At 59.6% G+C, this 16,900-nt stretch carries 20 protein-coding genes and 1 tRNA gene; 10 read left to right on the forward strand and 11 right to left on the reverse strand.

Annotation, left to right across the window (positions count from 1 at the left end; translation table 11 throughout):
- Window positions 1-46 precede the first annotated feature (46 nt).
- From Q1A75_RS08385 to Q1A75_RS08400, 4 genes are read left to right on the forward strand one after another with little or no spacing between them, the layout of a single operon-like run.
- Window positions 47-493, forward strand: a complete 447-nt coding sequence (locus Q1A75_RS08385) for an EF-hand domain-containing protein (RefSeq protein ID WP_299553340.1) — start codon at window positions 47-49, stop codon at window positions 491-493.
- A gap of 57 nt (window positions 494-550) precedes the next feature.
- Window positions 551-1,138, forward strand: coding sequence for an RNA polymerase sigma factor (locus tag Q1A75_RS08390; protein ID WP_299553343.1), 588 nt, complete (start codon window positions 551-553; stop codon window positions 1,136-1,138).
- A 5-nt stretch (window positions 1,139-1,143) separates the two neighbouring features.
- Window positions 1,144-1,572, forward strand: coding sequence for a hypothetical protein (locus tag Q1A75_RS08395; RefSeq protein WP_299592021.1), 429 nt, complete (start codon window positions 1,144-1,146; stop codon window positions 1,570-1,572).
- Window positions 1,573-1,574: 2 nt separating this feature from the next.
- Window positions 1,575-2,060 (forward strand): periplasmic heavy metal sensor, encoded by a 486-nt coding sequence (locus tag Q1A75_RS08400; protein ID WP_299553348.1) that lies wholly within the window; start codon window positions 1,575-1,577, stop codon window positions 2,058-2,060.
- Between the two features lie 138 nt (window positions 2,061-2,198).
- Here the strand turns inward: Q1A75_RS08400 and Q1A75_RS08405 are convergent, their stop codons facing one another.
- The gene (locus Q1A75_RS08405; protein ID WP_299553351.1) at window positions 2,199-3,614 is read right to left on the reverse strand and encodes a diguanylate cyclase; all 1,416 of its coding nucleotides are present in this window, start codon (window positions 3,612-3,614) and stop codon (window positions 2,199-2,201) included.
- Window positions 3,615-3,691: 77 nt separating this feature from the next.
- Here Q1A75_RS08405 and Q1A75_RS08410 point away from each other — a divergent pair, with 77 nt between their 5' ends.
- The 5 genes from Q1A75_RS08410 to Q1A75_RS08430 all read left to right on the forward strand — a co-directional run bounded on the left by Q1A75_RS08410 (window position 3,692) and on the right by Q1A75_RS08430 (window position 8,089).
- Window positions 3,692-3,976, forward strand: a complete 285-nt coding sequence (locus tag Q1A75_RS08410; RefSeq protein WP_299553354.1) for a DUF3572 domain-containing protein — start codon at window positions 3,692-3,694, stop codon at window positions 3,974-3,976.
- A complete protein-coding gene (locus Q1A75_RS08415; protein WP_299553357.1) occupies window positions 3,967-4,689 on the forward strand; it encodes an HAD family hydrolase in 723 nt (240 codons plus the stop codon). Before Q1A75_RS08410 ends, Q1A75_RS08415 begins: the two co-directional genes overlap by 10 nt.
- Window positions 4,690-4,806: 117 nt before the next feature.
- The gene (locus tag Q1A75_RS08420) at window positions 4,807-6,369 is read left to right on the forward strand and encodes a trimethylamine methyltransferase family protein (protein ID WP_299553361.1); all 1,563 of its coding nucleotides are present in this window, start codon (window positions 4,807-4,809) and stop codon (window positions 6,367-6,369) included.
- A 98-nt stretch (window positions 6,370-6,467) separates the two neighbouring features.
- Window positions 6,468-7,055 carry a heme NO-binding domain-containing protein gene (locus tag Q1A75_RS08425; RefSeq protein ID WP_299553363.1) on the forward strand — a complete coding sequence of 196 codons (588 nt, stop codon included), beginning with the start codon at window positions 6,468-6,470 and terminating at the stop codon, window positions 7,053-7,055.
- Entirely contained in the window at window positions 7,052-8,089 is a 1,038-nt protein-coding gene (locus tag Q1A75_RS08430; protein ID WP_299553365.1) for a GGDEF domain-containing protein, read from the forward strand. The genes Q1A75_RS08425 and Q1A75_RS08430 overlap by 4 nt, the downstream gene beginning before the upstream one ends.
- A 228-nt stretch (window positions 8,090-8,317) precedes the next feature.
- On the opposite strand, the gene Q1A75_RS08435 is transcribed toward Q1A75_RS08430, so the two are convergent.
- The 5 genes from Q1A75_RS08435 to Q1A75_RS08455 form a co-directional block, all read right to left on the reverse strand.
- Window positions 8,318-8,392: transfer RNA gene (locus Q1A75_RS08435), tRNA-Glu, on the reverse strand.
- Between the two features lie 102 nt (window positions 8,393-8,494).
- Window positions 8,495-10,234, reverse strand: coding sequence for a single-stranded-DNA-specific exonuclease RecJ (gene recJ / locus Q1A75_RS08440; RefSeq protein ID WP_299553367.1), 1,740 nt, complete (start codon window positions 10,232-10,234; stop codon window positions 8,495-8,497).
- Window positions 10,235-10,330: 96 nt separating this feature from the next.
- Window positions 10,331-11,299: a class II fructose-bisphosphatase gene (gene glpX, locus Q1A75_RS08445; RefSeq protein WP_299553369.1), complete on the reverse strand. Its 969-nt coding sequence runs from the start codon at window positions 11,297-11,299 to the stop codon at window positions 10,331-10,333.
- A 34-nt stretch (window positions 11,300-11,333) separates the two neighbouring features.
- A complete protein-coding gene (locus Q1A75_RS08450; RefSeq protein ID WP_299553372.1) occupies window positions 11,334-12,620 on the reverse strand; it encodes a homoserine dehydrogenase in 1,287 nt (428 codons plus the stop codon).
- An 81-nt stretch (window positions 12,621-12,701) separates the two neighbouring features.
- Window positions 12,702-13,070, reverse strand: a complete 369-nt coding sequence (locus Q1A75_RS08455; RefSeq protein ID WP_299553375.1) for a hypothetical protein — start codon at window positions 13,068-13,070, stop codon at window positions 12,702-12,704.
- Window positions 13,071-13,091: 21 nt separating this feature from the next.
- Between Q1A75_RS08455 and Q1A75_RS08460 the strand changes: the two genes are divergently transcribed.
- The gene (locus Q1A75_RS08460) at window positions 13,092-13,676 is read left to right on the forward strand and encodes a TetR/AcrR family transcriptional regulator (protein WP_299553378.1); all 585 of its coding nucleotides are present in this window, start codon (window positions 13,092-13,094) and stop codon (window positions 13,674-13,676) included.
- Between the two features lie 60 nt (window positions 13,677-13,736).
- On the opposite strand, the gene Q1A75_RS08465 is transcribed toward Q1A75_RS08460, so the two are convergent.
- From Q1A75_RS08465 to Q1A75_RS08485, 5 genes are all read right to left on the reverse strand, one after another.
- On the reverse strand, window positions 13,737-14,648 hold the full coding sequence (locus tag Q1A75_RS08465) for a pirin family protein (protein WP_299553380.1): 912 nt from the start codon (window positions 14,646-14,648) through the stop codon (window positions 13,737-13,739).
- 614 nt (window positions 14,649-15,262) lie between these two features.
- Window positions 15,263-15,703 (reverse strand): hypothetical protein, encoded by a 441-nt coding sequence (locus Q1A75_RS08470; protein ID WP_299553383.1) that lies wholly within the window; start codon window positions 15,701-15,703, stop codon window positions 15,263-15,265.
- Window positions 15,703-16,122, reverse strand: a complete 420-nt coding sequence (locus tag Q1A75_RS08475) for an SRPBCC domain-containing protein (protein ID WP_299553386.1) — start codon at window positions 16,120-16,122, stop codon at window positions 15,703-15,705. The genes Q1A75_RS08470 and Q1A75_RS08475 overlap by 1 nt, the downstream gene beginning before the upstream one ends.
- Window positions 16,119-16,439, reverse strand: coding sequence for a metalloregulator ArsR/SmtB family transcription factor (locus Q1A75_RS08480; RefSeq protein ID WP_299553389.1), 321 nt, complete (start codon window positions 16,437-16,439; stop codon window positions 16,119-16,121). Before Q1A75_RS08480 ends, Q1A75_RS08475 begins: the two co-directional genes overlap by 4 nt.
- A complete protein-coding gene (locus tag Q1A75_RS08485) occupies window positions 16,436-16,843 on the reverse strand; it encodes a cupin domain-containing protein (RefSeq protein WP_299553392.1) in 408 nt (135 codons plus the stop codon). The genes Q1A75_RS08480 and Q1A75_RS08485 overlap by 4 nt, the downstream gene beginning before the upstream one ends.
- Window positions 16,844-16,900: the final 57 nt, after the last annotated feature.

The raw sequence follows: 16,900 nt of genomic DNA on the forward strand, positions 1-16,900 counted from the left end.
CGGCGAAATCAAACAGCCGCGCCTGAGGCAAAACGGAGTATGACATATGAAACGCAGTACTTTTATTGCAGCCATCGCCGCCGGGGCGGTCGGATTGACCACATTGTCGGCGATGGCCCGCGACCGCGGTCCGGACTTTTCCGCCCTGGATGCCGATGGCAGTGGCGAGGTGACCCTGCAGGAAATGCAGGCGAGCGGCCAAGCCCGCTTCGAAGCCACGGACACGGATGGCGATGGGTTCCTTTCGGTGTCCGAACTGGAAGCCAGCGTAAACGAGAATGCCAAGGCTCGGGCCGAGCGCATTCTGGCCCGTATGGATGCCAATGAGGACGGCAAGCTGTCGCCCGAGGAATTGCAGAACAATCGCCGCGACCCGGCCCGGATGTTTGATCGGATTGATACCGACAACAGCGGTGGGATTTCGGCGGAAGAATTCGAGCAGGCCCGCGCAGAGATGCGCAAGCGTGGCCGCAAGTCGCGCGACAATAACTAAGGGTGTACGGCCCCGCCCCTTGTTTGCAGGGGTGGGGCCGGGCAGGTTGTCGGAGTTATGACGATGCCACTTGACGCACGCCCGGATGAGGACGACGCTACATTGCTCGCCCGTTATGCGCGTGGAGATGCAGGTGCTGCGCGTGCACTGACCGTGCGTTTGGTTCCGCGCGCCCATGCGCAGGCTTTTCGCATGCTGGGGGATGTTGCCGAGGCAGAGGATGTCGTGCAGGACGCGATGCTACGTCTATGGCGCATCGCGCCTGATTGGCGAACGGGTGAGGCGCAGGTGTCGACCTGGCTGTATCGTGTTGTGTCCAATCTATGCACGGATCGGTTGCGAAAACGTCCAAGGACAGGTGTGGCGCTGGACGATGTGGCCGAACCGGAAGATCCTGTGCCCGGTGTGGAAGCACGTCTGCAGGAGCAAGCGCGCCACGCCGCACTGCGTGAAGCCATCGCTGAACTGCCAGAACGCCAGCGTCTGGCGCTGACATTGCGCCATTTCGAAGAGGCGTCGAACCCGGAAATTGCGGACCGACTGGGGGTCAGCGTAGAGGCAGTTGAAAGCCTGACCGCACGGGCAAAGCGCGCCCTTGCAAAGGCCTTGAAGGGGCGGGTGGCCGCCCTTGGATATGAAGGATGATGGATATGAAAGTCGCACCCGAACAGTCCGATCCCGACGGGATTGACCAGATGCTGGACGAGCTTGCCGCATTGCCGGCGCCCGATCCATCTGGCGATCTGGCGGCCCGGGTGCTGGCCGATGCCGAGATGCACATGCCTGCGCCCGATCCATCTGGCGATCTGGCGGCCCGGGTGCTGGCCGATGCCGAGATGCACATGCCTGCGCCCGGGGGGCGTCCCGCTAACATTCCGTGGTGGCAGCAGATCGTGCGTGGCATCGGTGGGTGGGGTGCTGTGAGCGGCTTGGTGGCTGCGACCGCAACCGGTTTTGTTATTGGTCTTGGCGCGGTCGGCGAAACGGGTGTCGATACGCTTTGGACCCTTGGGTATGATACGTATTACGACACCGATGTGGGGCTTGATGCCTTTGGCTGGGCGTTTGAGGAGGGCTGAGCATGGCGGAAACACGAATGGAACGCCGGTGCCCGCTTTGGGCAAAGATCGTGCTGGGCCTGTCCCTGGCGGTCAACCTGGGCATTGTGGGTCTTGTGGGTGGGATTGCGCTTCGGGGTGAACCCTTGGGTGGAAAGGGGCCGGGTATGGGCTATGCGATGCCATACGTGTTGGCCCTGCCGCATGAGGACCGGCGCGCTGTGTTCGGCGCCGTTCGGGACAATCGGGATTTGCCTGGGCGTGGCGCGCGGCGTGCAGCCTATCAGGACATGGTTACGCTGCTGAAGGCGGGCACGTTTGATGATGTTGCCGTCGCAGCCGTTTTGGAACGTCAGTCCGAGGGCGTTGCGCAAGTTCAGAAAGTGGCGCGCGCCGTATGGTTGGACAGGGTGGCTGCAATGTCTGGTGATGAACGTACCGTCTATGCTGATCGTCTGGCCGAGGTGGTTTCCCGTGGTGGGCGTCACAAGCCGGGTAAAGGCGACTGAGGTCAGGAGAATTGCAGGGTTGCATCTACCTCGTGGGTTCAGGCTGCTGTTGGATGCGGCCCCGGCGAGCGCGATTTGTGGGTGACAGCCTCGCAATAATCATCAGAAAAGATCAATCAGCCGAAAGGACAATGGCGCCTAAGCCGCCGGGCGACTGAGCGTGACACAGTTGCGGCCCTTGGCCTTGGCCCCGTAAAGCGCCTTGTCAGCCCGGTCCAGCAACGCCTCGGGGGTTTGCGATTTTGTCGAATGGGTGCCGTTGACGGGATCCACGACTGTCATCCCGATCGAGATTGTGGCGTTGACCGGCGTTGCCTGCTCCGGCACTTCGAATGGTGTGCCTTGGATGATCTGACACAGTCGCTTGGCCGCTTTCCGGGCATTGCCAAGGCCGACGCCGGGAAGCACGATCAGAAATTCTTCACCACCGATCCGTGCCACGAGATCAACGGCGCGCAAGTTTTCACGCAACCGTCGCCCAGTTTCGATCAGAACGGCATCTCCCGCTGCATGGCCAAGCGTATCGTTGATCCGCTTGAAATGGTCCATGTCGGCAACCATCACTGCATAGGGTTTGCCCGTGCGCGTCGCACGTTCGGAAATTCTTGACAGGTGAGGCATGGCATAGCGGCGATTGTGCAAACCCGTGAGGGGGTCAATCACCGCGGCTTCGATGCCTGAGCGCACAGTGTCGCGCAGCGAATCCGTCACCATCTTTCTGCTCAGCAATGCCTCCAGACGAAGTGCCAATTCCTCGGACGATCGGGTGGAGCGCATCAAATCGTTGGCCCCCATGTCCAGCATCTGCGCGCCAAGTGTCGTATAATCGGCGTCAAGCACTGTCAGAATTGCGCAATGGCGGGTGTTTGCTTGACTGCGCACTGTTGCCAGGAGTTGCAGCATTTCAGGCCCTTCGTCAGGACCAACCACCAGTACAAACGCATCCGGTGTGCGTCCGGGTTCAACATCGGCGACTGCCGCGGACGGTTTGGCGAAGACAATTCTCGCGCTGAGCCGGTCAGACAATGCGGTGATCCAAGGTTCTGCAGCTGCCCCGTCGTCGGCGATTATGCGGACCGTCTGCTCGGGAGAAAATGCCGTTGCGGCCTCTCCAAATCCGAGCGCTCTCGACGTGCCCTCGCGCAAGGTCCATTCGCTTGCAGTGGCGTAGGCCCGGATGATCGACCGGGTTCGCGCCAGAAGCAGCGCGTCGTTGATTGGCTTCTGCAATACGTCGTCGATACCCCCGGCAAGCAGGCGTAGCCGTTCGGAATCACTTTCGCCGCAACTCAACGCGATGATTGGTACCTTGCCTGCCAACCCCATCTTCCTGATGCGTCCGAGCAGCCGCAACGGATCGCCATCGGGCATTGTGGCGGCGCACAGGATCAGATCGGGCACACTCTGGGCCAGCACCTGCATTGCATCCGCAATCGATCCGGCCTGGATCATGTTGTAATGGCTGGCGGCCAGTTTGACGCGCAGCACAATGCGGTTTGTCGCAATTGGGTCGATAACGAGGACCTTGCCATGCATGAGGCGCTTCCAATTCATTACAAAAGCCGTGTATTCGGTTCTTGATCGTTTAGGTTAACAAAGCGTTTCCAACAGACTGCAAAGGCACAAACGTGATGTCCCATTCGCAAGAATCCGCCGAAGTGGTAGGTTTGAAAGCAATTACCTGGATGGCCGGAAACGAAGAGCTGCTGCCCGTCTTCCTTGGTGCCACCGGTGCCAGCGAAGCCGATATGCGGGCAGGGATTGGTGATCCGGCCTTTCTGGGCGCATTGTTGGATTTTATCATGATGGATGATGCGTGGGTGGCGGCGTTTTGCGATGCACAAGGTTTGCCCTACGACACACCGATGCGTGCGCGTATGCAATTGCCGGGTGGCGGAGACATCCATTGGACGTGATTGTATCTGCCTCGCCGGTCCGTGGGATTATCTTCGACAAGGACGGCACGCTTTTCGACTTTTCCACCACATGGGAAGCTTGGGCCGCTGCGTTTTTGCGCCGTGCGGCGCGTGGAGACGAAGCACGTGCGCAAAAGGCAGGCGCTGCGATTGGCTTTGATCTTGGCTGCGCAAGGTTCTTGTCCGACAGCATTGTGATTGTGGGTACTCCCACTGAGATTGCGGCAAAGTTGCACGCCTATTTCCCGCACCTGTCCCCTGATAAGATGGTTGCGCTTTTGAATGACGAAGCGGCTCATGCACCCCAGGCTGAGGCTGTTCCGCTCAAGCCTCTGCTGGCCGGTTTACGCAAACGCGGTCTGGTGCTGGGTGTCGCGACCAACGATGCGGAAGCGCCTGCGCGCGCGCACTTGCATTCTGCAGGAGTGGACCGGTTTTTTGACTTCATAGCGGGTAGTGACAGTGGGTTTGGGGGCAAACCGGGACCCGGTCAGTTGCTGGGCTTTTGTGCCGATACCGGCATAGCCGCGGAAACCGTGGTGATGGTGGGCGACAGCACCCATGACCTGCATGCCGGACGCGCGGCCGGGATGCGGACCGTCGGCGTTCTGACAGGCATGGCACCAAGGGATGTGTTGGCCCCGTACGCCGATATTGTTCTACCCAACATTGGTGCGCTGCCGGAATGGCTGGATCAGCTAGTCACTGTCTGACGATGTAAAATCATCCCTTCAACTAGAAAAAACGACAAAGCCCGTCGCAAACGGAGATGTACAGGGCGGCCTGCTGCGGTGTCGTGTTTTGCACAAGCAAATCGAAAGGGCGATACGATGGCAGACACAGCGACACGGCGCAGGACGCGTGGCGGTGGCCGGGCCGGGGCTGCCGCTCGACGAGGGGCAGCTGTGATCGAACAGATGCCCTGGAACCCGCCGGTCATTATCGACCCACCGGTAGAACCCTTACGCCCGGAAGGCGTTGAAGCACTTCACGATGGTGCCATGCGGATCCTTGAAGAGATCGGCGTTCAGTTTTTGAACGAAGAGGCGTTGGGTATCTTGCGCGAGGCGGGCTGTCGCGTTGACGGCGATATTGTCCGCATGGACCGCGATTTCGTAATGGAAATGGTAGCGAAGGCGCCGTCCGAGTTTACCCTCACTCCGCGCAACCCCGACCGTGCCATCACTGTTGGCGGTAAGCACCTGTTATTTGGCAACGTGTCGTCACCGCCCAACTATTGGGACATGGAGATCGGCACCAAGGTGCCCGGTACGCGTGAGATGTGTGCAAACCTTCTGAAGCTCACCCAGTACTTCAACTGCATCCATTTTGCCGGGGGTTATCCTGTCGAGCCCGTCGATATACACGCAAGTGTACGCCATTTGGACGTCCTTTATGACAAGCTCACACTGACCGATAAGGTCATGCACGCATACTCGCTGGGCAAAGAGCGCGTCGAAGACGTGATGGAGATGGTCCGTATAGCAAGCGGGTTGAGCCACGAAGAATTCGACGCGGCGCCGCGCATGTATACCAATATCAACTCGACCTCCCCGCTCAAGCATGATCAGCCCATGATTGATGGCTGCTTGCGGTTGATCCGGCGCGGGCAGGCTGTTGTGGTGACGCCATTTACGCTGGCCGGCGCGATGGCGCCGGTTACAATGGCGGGTGCTGTGGCCCAGTCCCTCGCAGAGGCTCTTTGTGCCATTGCGCTCTTTCAATACGTGGCTCCAGGTGCGCCCTGTGCCATCGGCACGTTCACTTCGAATGTCGATATGAAGTCGGGTGCACCAGCATTTGGGACACCCGAATACATGCGCGCCACGCAGATGACGGGTCAAATGGCGCGGTTCTATGGGTTGCCGATGCGGTCGTCGGGTGTATGTGCCGCAAATGTGCCGGACGGACAGGCGATGTGGGAAACGTCAAACAGCCTTTGGGCGGCGGTACAGTCAGGGTCCAACATGGTGTATCACGCTGCGGGATGGCTTGAAGGCGGACTGATCGCGAGTCCCGAAAAGTTCATTATGGACTGCGAAATCTTGCAGCAGATTCAACGGTATATGGACCCGTCAATTACGGGCACAGGTACTGATGACATCGCGCTGGACGCCATAAGATCGGTGGGCAACGAAGGGCATTTCTTTGGAATTCAACACACACAGGACCGCTACAGTACCGCCTTTTATCAGCCCTTCCTGAGCGACTGGAAAAATTACGAAGGCTGGGAGGCAGCCGGTGCCGTATGGACGCCAGAACGGGCGCACCGGATGTTCAAAGACATCATTGGGAGTTTCGAAGCGCCTGCGATCGATGACGGTATTCGTGAAGAACTGGCTGATTTTGTTGCGCGTCGTAAGGCTGAGGGTGGCGCACCCACGGACTTCTGAGCCCTGTGGGCCCAATAACTACGTCAAATTGCATCTGTTATAGGATTGTTTAGAGCTGCTTGCGCATGGTGTGCCCGTGGAAATGGGAATGTCGTGCAATGCATGGGCTGATCAATCGGGCAATTCAATGTTTCGTGACAGACAGTTACGGGACGGACAAATGGGTCGAAGCGACCCGTTTCGCGGATCTCGACTTTGTCGAGTTCGAGGCGATGCTCATTTACGACGACGACATTACCCCGGGTCTGTTGAACGCCATTAGTCAAATTCTGGGCCGTCCGAGAAGCGACGTGATGGAAGATATGGGCACATATCTGGTGTCCCATCCCAATGTTGAAGCCCTGCGGCGGTTATTGCGTTTTGGCGGCGTCACTTTTGTCGAATTTCTGCATTCGCTGGATGATCTACCGGATCGTGCCCGCCTTGCAGTGTCGGATCTGAACCTGCCGCGCATCGAATTGCGCGATCACTCACCCACACATTTCAGCTTGATATGCGAAAGTCCGATTGACGGTTACGGGCATGTGATGATGGGAATTCTGCGGACGATGGCGGATGATTACGGCGCGCTTGCCCTTCTCGAACATACGGGACGGGGCAATGGTATTGAGACCATTTCAGTCACCCTCGTTGAAACCGAATTTGCTGAAGGGCGTGTGTTTGATTTGGGGGCGCGGGCGTCATGATGGATCAGGCTGCCCTCATGGAGGCAATGGATATCCTCTGTCCTATGCATCTTCTACTCAGTCCAACGGGTCATGTGCTGCATGCAGGGCCCACGTTGCAGAAGCTGCGTCCAAACACTCCAATGGTCGGTCGACGGTTTCTCGAAATCTTTGACTTGAAGCGACCACGCGCGATCACTTCGATTGATGGTTTACGGGCGACGGCTGGCACCAAGCTGCACTTGCAATTGCGCGATGCCCCCAAGACTGAAGTCAAGGGACTGTTGGTTGCCGGCCCCGAAAAGGGGCAAAGCATAGTGAACCTGTCGTTTGGTATCTCGGTGGTTGATGCCGTGTCCGATTATGCCCTGAACAGCGCAGATTTCGCTGCAACCGACCTCACGATCGAGATGTTGTATCTGGTTGAGGCAAAGTCTGCAGCGATGGAGGCATCTCGTAAACTGAACCTGCGTTTGCAGGGGGCCATGATCGCAGCTGAGGAACAAGCATTCACGGATACACTAACGGGACTAAAGAACCGTCGTGCGATGGATCATGTGCTTGCGCGTCACACGGATTGGGGCACACGCTTTGGCTTGATGCAGATCGATCTGGACTGGTTCAAGGCGGTAAACGATACGCTTGGCCATGCAGCCGGAGACCATGTACTGCAAACGGTCGCGCGGGTGATGGTCGAAGAAACGCGAGAGAGCGATACTGTCGCACGCGTTGGTGGTGACGAATTCGTAGTAATTTTGCCCCACGCAAAGGATGGTGATGCGATGGGTGGTATTGGTCGCCGAATCATTCAGCGACTGTCACAACCTATTCCGTTCCAGGGGGACGTGTGCCGCATCTCGGCCAGTATCGGGTCCGCCATATTCGATCCAGCTTCGGACCAGTCCGTGGCAGATGTAATGGACGATGCTGATGTGGCTCTCTACGCGTCCAAACACGGCGGTCGTGGACAGCAGACCCACTACATACCGTCTCTGCGGCACAATGCTCAAAACCTTGCACCGCCTACGGGGCGGGATGCCGAGAGCAGCGCCTGATCTATCTCTTTCAGGACCAAATGTGTTCCAAAGAGGTAATGTAGCTGTTTACACTCGGGGAAGCAGGATGCCGTGTTTTGGGCGAGGTTCCAGCTCAACACGTATTGCTTGGTAAAAAGCCAAGGCCCATTGCGAATTTCGGCTTGGAATGTCGCGCTGAATAAACATCCATAAACATGTCAACGCGCATCAGCTTGATCAACAAAGAGAACGTTGGATGTGAAGAACTGGCAGCCCGTAGGGGAATCGAACCCCTCTTTCCAGGTTGAAAACCTGGCGTCCTAACCGATAGACGAACGGGCCAGCGCTGATGTGAGCGCTCAGATAGGCAATTCGACGGTTGTGCGCAAGCGGAAAAAACGTCTGGGCGAGGATATTTCTATCGAAATTTGCAGGCCGTTGATGTCATGCCCGTGCGGCATCTTCGAGCCTAAGTTGCACTGACTGCCGCCCCCGGAATGAATTGATTTCAATACGTCCTGCCAAGTGGAATGGCGCGCCACCGTGATCAACAAGCGCTTGGCCTAACGGACTGTCGAAAGCACCGAAAGCGATGGCATCAAGACGCGGTCCTCCCGGCTCTCCGAAGGTAAGCTTAAGATGCGCTTCGCCCACCCGCCGAGCCTGTAAAATACGCATCCCGGTAAACACGTAGCGCGGCGCAGACGCGCCCGCTCCAAACGGGCCTGCCGCGTCGATCTGGTTCAACAATTCGACCGTGGCCGCGCCGGGCATCAATACGCCATCCAGGCGCAGATCAGCCGGGCCAAGCGCATCGGCACCTTGCTTGGCCAAGAGTTCTGACAGGCGTTCCATGGCTGGCTCGATCTTGTCCGCTTCGACCGTGAGACCCGCGGCCATCTTGTGCCCGCCCCCCTTGATCAACAATCCTTCGGCGGCCAGTCGCTGGATTGGTGCACCAAGATCAATGCCCGTGACTGAGCGACCTGACCCTTTCCCGATTCCATCCTCGACGCCAATGACGATGGATGGCCGATTGGTTGCCTCTTTGACACGCGATGCGACGATACCAACCACGCCCGGGTGCCATCCGGGACCCGCGGCCCATGCCAGCGCACCGTCCGTACCGTGCGTTTCGCATTGCGCGATCGCTTCGGCCCGAACGTGCGCCTCGATTTCTCGCCGCTCGGCGTTGAGCGTGTTGAGTCGTTCGGCCAATGCTGCTGCCTCGTGCGGGTCAGTTGTCGCCAGAAGGCGGGCACCCAGGTCAGCCTGTCCAATCCGGCCACCCGCATTGATCCTTGGCCCGAGCAGGTAGCCGAGGTGATACGGTGTCGGTGCCGTATCGAGGCCCGCGATATCTGCCAGGGCGACCAGTCCCACGCGATCACGTCGGGCCATGACTTTGAGTCCCTGCCGGACAAACGCGCGATTGACACCAACCAGGGGCGCGACGTCCGCGACAGTTGCCAACCCCACAAGGTCCAGCATTGCCATCAGGTCGGGACCGTTCGTTCCAGCCTCGCGCAATTGGCGTCCTGCTTCGACCAGGGCCAGAAAAACGACAGCAGCGGCGCACAGATGTGCCAATGCCCCGTCTTCGTCCTGTCGGTTCGGGTTCACAACTGCATAGGCATCGGGGAGAGTTTCTGCACCCAGATGGTGATCCAGTACGATCACGTCTGCACCTTTTGCCGCAGCGATCGGGCCATGCGACAGTGTTCCACAGTCAACGCAAATGATAAGGTCATGCGACGCCGCAAGCCGGGCCATCGCCTCGTCATTGGGACCATAGCCCTCGTCAATGCGGTCAGGCACATAAAGCGTCGCCGATGTGTCCATGGCTCTGAGCCATGTGATCAGCAAGGCTGCGGAACTGCCTCCGTCCACGTCGTAATCTGCGAAGATGGTGATGTTCTGACGCTTTCGGACCGCATCTAAAATCCGTGTGGCCGCGGTCTCCATATCTCGCAAGGATCGCGGATCGGGCATCAGGTCGCGCAGAGTCGGCGAGAGGTAGGTTTCTGCCGCGTTGGGGGGGACCCCCATGCGAGCCAGGATCTGACAGACCGGACGGGGCAATTGTGTGAACTGTGCCAACGCTTCGGCCGCGCGTTCGGTCGCGACATCCGGGCCGATCCAGGCCCGGCCGGCCAGCGACCGTTCAATCCCCAAGAATGCCACAGAGACCTCCCCCTTCGCGCAACACGGCGCCAGTGTAGGCGCGCGCGCACCTGTGGCAACAACATCGTAAGGCGGACGTGTCGTCCGCCCCGCTCGTCAAACGGTATGTGTTGGCGTTCGGTAGTTGATGCGGCGAACCGATCCGGTTCTGGAACGCATCAGCAATGTCTCGCAGGTCAACCATCCTGGTTCCCGTTGTACGGCGTGCAAGAGCGACCCGCTGGTGACACCTGTAGCGGCAAAGATGACGTCTTGGGTCACCATTTCGTCGCGAGTGTAGATGCGGTTCAGGTCGGTGATCCCGGCCTTGGCCGCGCGGCCTTTTTCGTCATCGTTGCGGAACAGAAGACGGCCATAGATCTGTCCACCCATACATTTCAGGGCTGCGGCTGCCAGAACACCTTCCGGTGCACCACCTTCACCCATGTACATGTCGATGCCGGTGGTGGGGTCGGCACAATGCATCACGCCCGCGACGTCCCCGTCGGTAATAAGGCGGATCGACGCGCCGGTGCCACGTACTGCTGCGATCACGGCTTCGTGGCGTGGGCGTTCCAGGATGCAAACGGTGATGTCAGACGTCGAGCATCCCTTGGCCTTGGCAAGAGCTTCGACCCGTTCGGACGGGCTCATGTCCAGCGTGACCGTGTCCGGGGCAAAGCCCGGGCCGATCGCCAGCTTGTCCATATAAACATCGGGTGCATGCAGCATGCTGCCGCGCGGACCCATCGCAATGACCGTCAGTGCGTTGGGCATATCCTTGGCCGTCAGGGTCGTGCCTTCGAGCGGGTCAAGAGCGATGTCCACGCCGGGGCCGGTGCCTGTACCGACCTCTTCACCGATAAACAGCATCGGCGCCTCGTCACGCTCGCCTTCGCCGATGACGACCACGCCTGCGATATCGAGCATATTCAACTGTTCGCGCATGGCATTGACGGCGGCCTGGTCTGCCGCTTTCTCGTCCCCGTGGCCGACAAGTCGGGCCGAGGCAAGTGCTGCGGCCTCAGACACGCGGGCAAGGCCCAATGAAAGCATGCGATCCTGGAATTGTGCGGTGGCTGTCATCTTAGTAAATCCTTTGGGGGGAGAGTATGATGTGTCAGACGGACTCGATGCGAAGAACAACGGGGTCCGAAGCAAGGACACCGGTGCCCTGCATTGCCTTGATCGCCTCGTCGACGGCGGCACGTGTACAGGTGTGGGTTACAATCAGAACTGGGGCGGTTGTGTCGCTATGGCCGTATTGCCGCATCCGGTCGATGCTGACACCGGCCTCTCCCAGAACGGTCGCGATCTTGGCAAGCGCCCCGGGTTTGTCCACCAGCGCCATGCGCAGGTAGTAGGGTGCAGGCAAGACCGAGGCCGCCCGCGGGGCAGTTTCGAGCGTCCCGGATGGCTGACCAAAGACAGGCAGTGTTAGGCCGCGCGTGATATCGCACACATCACCCATCACGGCGGATGCGGTGGGACCTTCGCCTGCGCCGGGGCCGCGTAGAACAATCTGTTCGACTGCATGCCCCTCGATCGCCACCATGTTCGTGCCGCCCTGCAATTGTCCGAAGGGCGAAGTGTCAGGCACGAGGCACGGCATCATGCGCTGTTCCAGCCCGCGCCCTGTCTTTTGCGCGACACCCAGTAGCTTGATCTTGAAGCCCATATCGGCCGCATGCCGGATGTCTTCGATGCTGATGCGTTCAATGCCCTCAAGCTCGATCCCATCGAAGTCCACGCGAGTGCCAAATGCGATTGAGGACAGAATGGCCAGTTTGTGCGCTGCATCTATGCCCCCCACGTCAAGCTGCGGATCCGCTTCGAGATACCCAAGCCCATCTGCTTCGGCAAAGACCTCTTCGTAGGTCAGTCCAGCACTTTCCATGCGGGTCAGGATGTAGTTGCAAGACCCGTTCATGACGCCGACGATGCGTGTCACTTCGTTCCCTGCCAGCCCTTCGGTCAAGGCCTTGATCACTGGAATACCGCCTGCGACAGCAGCCTCATAGCGGAGGCTGACGCCCTTGGCTTCGGCGGCTTCGGCGAGGGTCTGGCCGTGAACTGCGAGCATCGCTTTGTTCGCCGTCACCACGTCCTTGCCGACGGCGATGGCCGCCTCGACAGAGGCCTTGGCAGGGCCGTCCGTGCCCCCCATCAGTTCGACGTAAATGTCGACATCGTCCCGGGTCGCCAGCGCAACAGGATCATCTTCCCATGCATAGCTGTTCAAAGGCACACCGCGGTCCTTGTCGCGCGATCTGGCGCTGACAGCGCTGATCTCGATTTTGCGACCTGTGCGCGCTTCCAACAGTGCGCTGTGCTGCCGAATGATCTTGACGACGCCGACCCCGACGGTGCCCAACCCTGCAATGCCAAGCCGAAGCGGTGCGTTCATGTCGGGATCCTTTGAGCGATGGGTCGTCGCAGGCGATGTAGCGGGTTCCTTGGGCAGGTGCAATTGTCCTTGATTTTGGGCTCAGCCCCAGCGCGCACGCATCCTGGCCCGCGTGGCAGGATCAACAATACTGCGTTGCTGCAGCGCGCGTGCGCGCGCTCTCAGGGCGGCAACGCGTGCTTCAAGCGTTTCGGTTGTTTGAACGGGGTCACTCACAACAGGTGCGGATGCTGCCAAAAGCGGTTCCAGCGGCACAAGCGCCGGGAACTCCGATGCTTCGACCGCGGGTGAGACTGTATTGTCCAGGTCCGGAAACTGCGTGCAAGCAGTCAAGGTCAGACAAAGAAGGGCCGTCGCTGCGCGCATGGTTGAGATGTTCCGCAAATCCTGTGTTGCCCATGTGATGCACCAAGCCCATGCATGGCGCAAGCGTGCCTTGGTTTTGAACATATGTTCAGATAAATCTCGCCCATGGCTCGTACCATCGGCTCACATTCCGATATCACCGGTCCGCGTGTTCGCGCTGCGGCGCTGCGTTTGTTTGCGCGTCACGGCTATGCTGCTGTTTCCATGCGCCAAATTGCGGGTGAGGTAGGTGTGCAGGCCGGAGCGCTATACAATTACACGCCAGACAAGCAGAGCCTTTTGTTTGCCCTGATGCGTGATCATATGGTCGAATTGCTCGACGCTGTGCCCATCATAGATACAGACGCCCCAATCGATCAGCTTCAAGCATTTGTGCGCTTTCACATCGGGTTTCACCACGCGCGACCGGATGCCGTGTTCATTGCGTATATGGAGTTACGCAATCTCGAAGCACGGAATTTTGCTGAGATCGAAGTCCTGCGGGGGCGTTACGAAGCCGTGCTGGAACGTATTTTGCGGGACGGCGCCGGGTCCGGCATGTTCGATGTCGTCGATCCCAAGATCGCGACGCTGGCCGTGATTGCGATGCTGACTGGCGTGACGACATGGTTCCGGGACGAGGGTCGTCTCAGCCTTGCGAATGTGCAGGACCAGTATTGGAACATGGTGCGCAAAGCTGTCGTGGCGTGACGGTGGGTCGGACGCTCTTTGCCGTTGGCAAAGTCGCCCCACCCACCGTCCCGTTTGGCTCTAGTGTGCAGGTTGGATGAATGTGCCATTGCGCAGGTCACGCATGGCTTGCATCAGTTCCTCTTGCGTGTTCATCACGATGGGGCCATGCCATGCGACGGGTTCGTTGATCGGTGCACCTGAAACCAGCAGGAAACGGATGCCGCCAGGGCCTGCCTGTACAGTTACTTCATCTCCGGTGCCGAAGCGGATCAAGGTGCGATCACCGGAGAGGTCGCGGATGTTAAGCTCTTGTCCGGAAACCTCTTTTTCCAGCAGGATACCAGACGGATCGGACGCATCGGCGAATGCGCCCGCGCCCTGGAAAACATATGCGAAGGCGCGGCGATAGGTATCGATCTTGAACGATTTCTTCACCCCGGCGGGGATTGAAATATCGAGATATTGGGGGTCGGCCGCGATACCGTCGACGGGGCCTTTCTTGCCCCAGAATTCCCCTGTGATCACGCGCACGCGTGTCCCGTCATCGTCAATGATTTCCGGGATGTCTGAACCGGCAATGTCCTGATATCTCGGTGCCGTCATTTTCTGGTCCGAGGGCAGGTTGCCCCAGAGCTGGAAGCCGTGCATTTGACCGCGTGCGTTGCCGTGCGGCATCTCTTGGTGGAGGATGCCGGACCCGGCGGTCATCCATTGTACGGATCCCGCACCCAGCGTGCCGGAATTGCCGAGGGAGTCGCTGTGTTCGACCGTGCCTTCCAGCACGTAAGTGATTGTTTCTATTCCTCTATGTGGGTGCCATGGGAACCCTTTTTCGAAATGCGCGGGGATGTCGTTTCGGAAGTCGTCAAACAGCAGAAACGGGTCCAGTTCTGATGGGTCCTGGAAGCCGAATGCGCGGTGCAGGTGCACGCCTGCGCCTTCGAGTGTGGGTTGGGCCTGACGGGTTTCGAGTGTCGGTCTCAGGGACATGGTTGTCTCCTTTCATCTGTGCGTTGAGGCAAAGATAGGCCCGGACGTAAAGCGCGCAATCCGCGGCCACGAACCGGTGCTGTGCGCAGGTGCAGCGCAAGATGTTGGGGTAAGGTGACGGGACCACCACAACCGTTTGGTTCTCTCATTCCCGAGGACCTGTATATACAGGTGGGCGCCAGGTAACCGGACCAGGGCCCGGACAGAGCCAGCTCCCTCGGAATTGCTTAAGGCCACCGGAATGCAACCTGTCACGAGAAGGGCAGAACCCGCCACCGCGCTACATAGGGGTGTGTGGCGTCCGGGACAAGGTGGATGCGGCCGGTGTCTTGGCTGATCGACCCTTCGGGGAGGATTTTTGGAAACAGGGAAGGTGGATTTGCGCGTTTGGAACGTGCGCTGCGTTAATCGTGGGTTCGGGCGCCGTTTCGCGGCGGATTTGGGGCCGCGCATTGGGCAAACTGCGATGTTTGGGGGGCAAACTGCGTATTTTTGTCGGGTCAAAACGGAGGTGTTTTAGGCCGGTTTTGGCAAAGTGCACATTTTGAGCCCGAAAATGCGCATTTTGGTCCGCGCGCCGGATTTGAGGCGCGCGGACGGGTTAACGCGATACCTTATGCCGCAGGTTGGCTGGTCTCGGGCCGGGCTGTTTCGCCGTTCAGGTGGTCGCGCAGGCTGTCTTCGAAAAAGTGTTGCCAGCCGCGTTGGCAGATGTCGAAACAGGCGATCTGTGGCGAGAGCCCTTCGTGGGTCAGCGTGACCGTGCTGCCGCCCGGGGCGGGGGCGATCCGCCAGACAAGGCGGGTGCCTTTCCATTCGCCCGGATCGTCCACACCCTCCATGATCATATGGGCGTCGGTGCAGGTCCAAGTGAAGCTTTGCGCCGTGCTGCCGGGATCGATGGCAAAGGTGGCGTGGCTGGTGTTGAAGCGGATGGTGAAGCCGCTCGGCCCGCGGTCCACGCGGGTGGACCACCAGAGTTCAAGATCGTCGGCAATTTGACGCGCCGCCTGTTCGGGTGGCGCGCTGGTGGTGATCGTGGCGGTGTAGTCCATCAATCCTCTCCATGGATGTCGTTGCGCATGCGCATGAGGTGTTCATCCCAGCCGTTGTCGAGCGAGAGGATGAGGCCGAAGGCGGCTTCGCCCTGGGGCAGCCCTTCATGTGTCAGCGCCAGTTGCGTGCCGCCCGGGACGTCCGAGAGCGTCCATTTCACCGTGCTGACCGCATCGCCCATCGGGCCGACGGTGAACGTGTATTCGAGGTAGTCGGGGGCGTCGGCCTTGATCACCTTGCCCCAGATCAACAGGTTGCCGCTGGTCGTGCCGTACATTTCCAGCTTTTCGCCCTCTGCCATGGGGGTTTGGGGGGCGTGGAACCATTTGGCGAGATGTTCGGGCTGGGTGAGATAGTCCCACACCATCTGCCGCGGTGCTTTGAGAAAGATGGTTTTCTGCAGGGTCGTGTCGGTCATTGGAGGTCCTTTTCGATGGCGGTTTTAAGATCGGACAGGCGGTCATCCCAGAAGCGGTCGAAGACTTCGAGCCACGACAGGACCGCGGCGAGCCCGGCGGGATTGAGCGTGTTGATGCGTTCGCGGCCGCGCGCCTCGACCGTGATGAGGCCGCCGTCGCTGAGCACGGTGAGGTGTTTCTTGACGGCGGCGCGTGTCATGTCGAAGCGGTCGGAGACCTGGGCAATGGTCATGTCCTGTACCGACAGCATGCGCAGGATGTCGCGCCGGGTCGGGTCGGCGAGGGCGCGGAAGGCGTTTTGGGTCTGGTCCGTCATTGCGTCACCGGCAGGAAGTCGAACGCGCCGTCCTGGTAGAGCATCGTGATGCAGGGGCTGTCCGAGACGCAGGCCGAGACGTGGGGCATGTTTGCGGGCACTTCGTAGTAGCCGCCGGGGCCAACCGTGGTGGTGGCATCTGCGCCGAGGGCCGTGTGCGTCATCTCGCCCTCGATCATCACGCCGTACATGTTGAAGGTTTTGACGTGGGGTGGGCTGGTCGTGCCTGCGGGCAGTTTGACCATGGCGAAGTAGGCTTCGGTCCAGCGGTCACCGGAGAGGGCGGCAAAGGCGACGCCTTCGGGTGTGGTTTCCCAGTCGAGCGCGCCCGCTGGGGTGAGGGTGATTGCGGGGTCAGCCAGCGCGGGGGTGGCGGCGAGCAGGAGGAGGGCGAGGGGTTTCATCGGGTGTCTCATATATGATGCCATTTGGTATCATATATGAGACACCTTTTGGTATCA

This window comes from uncultured Tateyamaria sp. (assembly GCF_947504105.1).
In the GTDB taxonomy this organism is placed as follows: domain Bacteria; phylum Pseudomonadota; class Alphaproteobacteria; order Rhodobacterales; family Rhodobacteraceae; genus Tateyamaria.

What these genes read in the sequence shown, in the direction of transcription:
- Q1A75_RS08385 (WP_299553340.1), top strand. Translation starts at nt 47, where the DNA reads ATGAAACGCAGTACTTTTATTGCAGCCATCGCCGCCGGGGCGGTCGGA.
- Q1A75_RS08390 (WP_299553343.1), top strand. Translation starts at nt 551, where the DNA reads ATGACGATGCCACTTGACGCACGCCCGGATGAGGACGACGCTACATTG.
- Q1A75_RS08395 (WP_299592021.1), top strand. Translation starts at nt 1,144, where the DNA reads ATGAAAGTCGCACCCGAACAGTCCGATCCCGACGGGATTGACCAGATG.
- Q1A75_RS08400 (WP_299553348.1), top strand. Translation starts at nt 1,575, where the DNA reads ATGGCGGAAACACGAATGGAACGCCGGTGCCCGCTTTGGGCAAAGATC.
- Q1A75_RS08405 (WP_299553351.1), bottom strand. Translation starts at nt 3,614, where the DNA reads ATGAATTGGAAGCGCCTCATGCATGGCAAGGTCCTCGTTATCGACCCA.
- Q1A75_RS08410 (WP_299553354.1), top strand. Translation starts at nt 3,692, where the DNA reads ATGTCCCATTCGCAAGAATCCGCCGAAGTGGTAGGTTTGAAAGCAATT.
- Q1A75_RS08420 (WP_299553361.1), top strand. Translation starts at nt 4,807, where the DNA reads ATGGCAGACACAGCGACACGGCGCAGGACGCGTGGCGGTGGCCGGGCC.
- Q1A75_RS08425 (WP_299553363.1), top strand. Translation starts at nt 6,468, where the DNA reads ATGCATGGGCTGATCAATCGGGCAATTCAATGTTTCGTGACAGACAGT.
- Q1A75_RS08430 (WP_299553365.1), top strand. Translation starts at nt 7,052, where the DNA reads ATGATGGATCAGGCTGCCCTCATGGAGGCAATGGATATCCTCTGTCCT.
- glpX (WP_299553369.1), bottom strand. Translation starts at nt 11,299, where the DNA reads ATGACAGCCACCGCACAATTCCAGGATCGCATGCTTTCATTGGGCCTT.
- Q1A75_RS08450 (WP_299553372.1), bottom strand. Translation starts at nt 12,620, where the DNA reads ATGAACGCACCGCTTCGGCTTGGCATTGCAGGGTTGGGCACCGTCGGG.
- Q1A75_RS08455 (WP_299553375.1), bottom strand. Translation starts at nt 13,070, where the DNA reads ATGTTCAAAACCAAGGCACGCTTGCGCCATGCATGGGCTTGGTGCATC.
- Q1A75_RS08460 (WP_299553378.1), top strand. Translation starts at nt 13,092, where the DNA reads ATGGCTCGTACCATCGGCTCACATTCCGATATCACCGGTCCGCGTGTT.
- Q1A75_RS08465 (WP_299553380.1), bottom strand. Translation starts at nt 14,648, where the DNA reads ATGTCCCTGAGACCGACACTCGAAACCCGTCAGGCCCAACCCACACTC.
- Q1A75_RS08470 (WP_299553383.1), bottom strand. Translation starts at nt 15,703, where the DNA reads ATGGACTACACCGCCACGATCACCACCAGCGCGCCACCCGAACAGGCG.
- Q1A75_RS08475 (WP_299553386.1), bottom strand. Translation starts at nt 16,122, where the DNA reads ATGACCGACACGACCCTGCAGAAAACCATCTTTCTCAAAGCACCGCGG.
- Q1A75_RS08480 (WP_299553389.1), bottom strand. Translation starts at nt 16,439, where the DNA reads ATGACGGACCAGACCCAAAACGCCTTCCGCGCCCTCGCCGACCCGACC.
- Q1A75_RS08485 (WP_299553392.1), bottom strand. Translation starts at nt 16,843, where the DNA reads ATGAAACCCCTCGCCCTCCTCCTGCTCGCCGCCACCCCCGCGCTGGCT.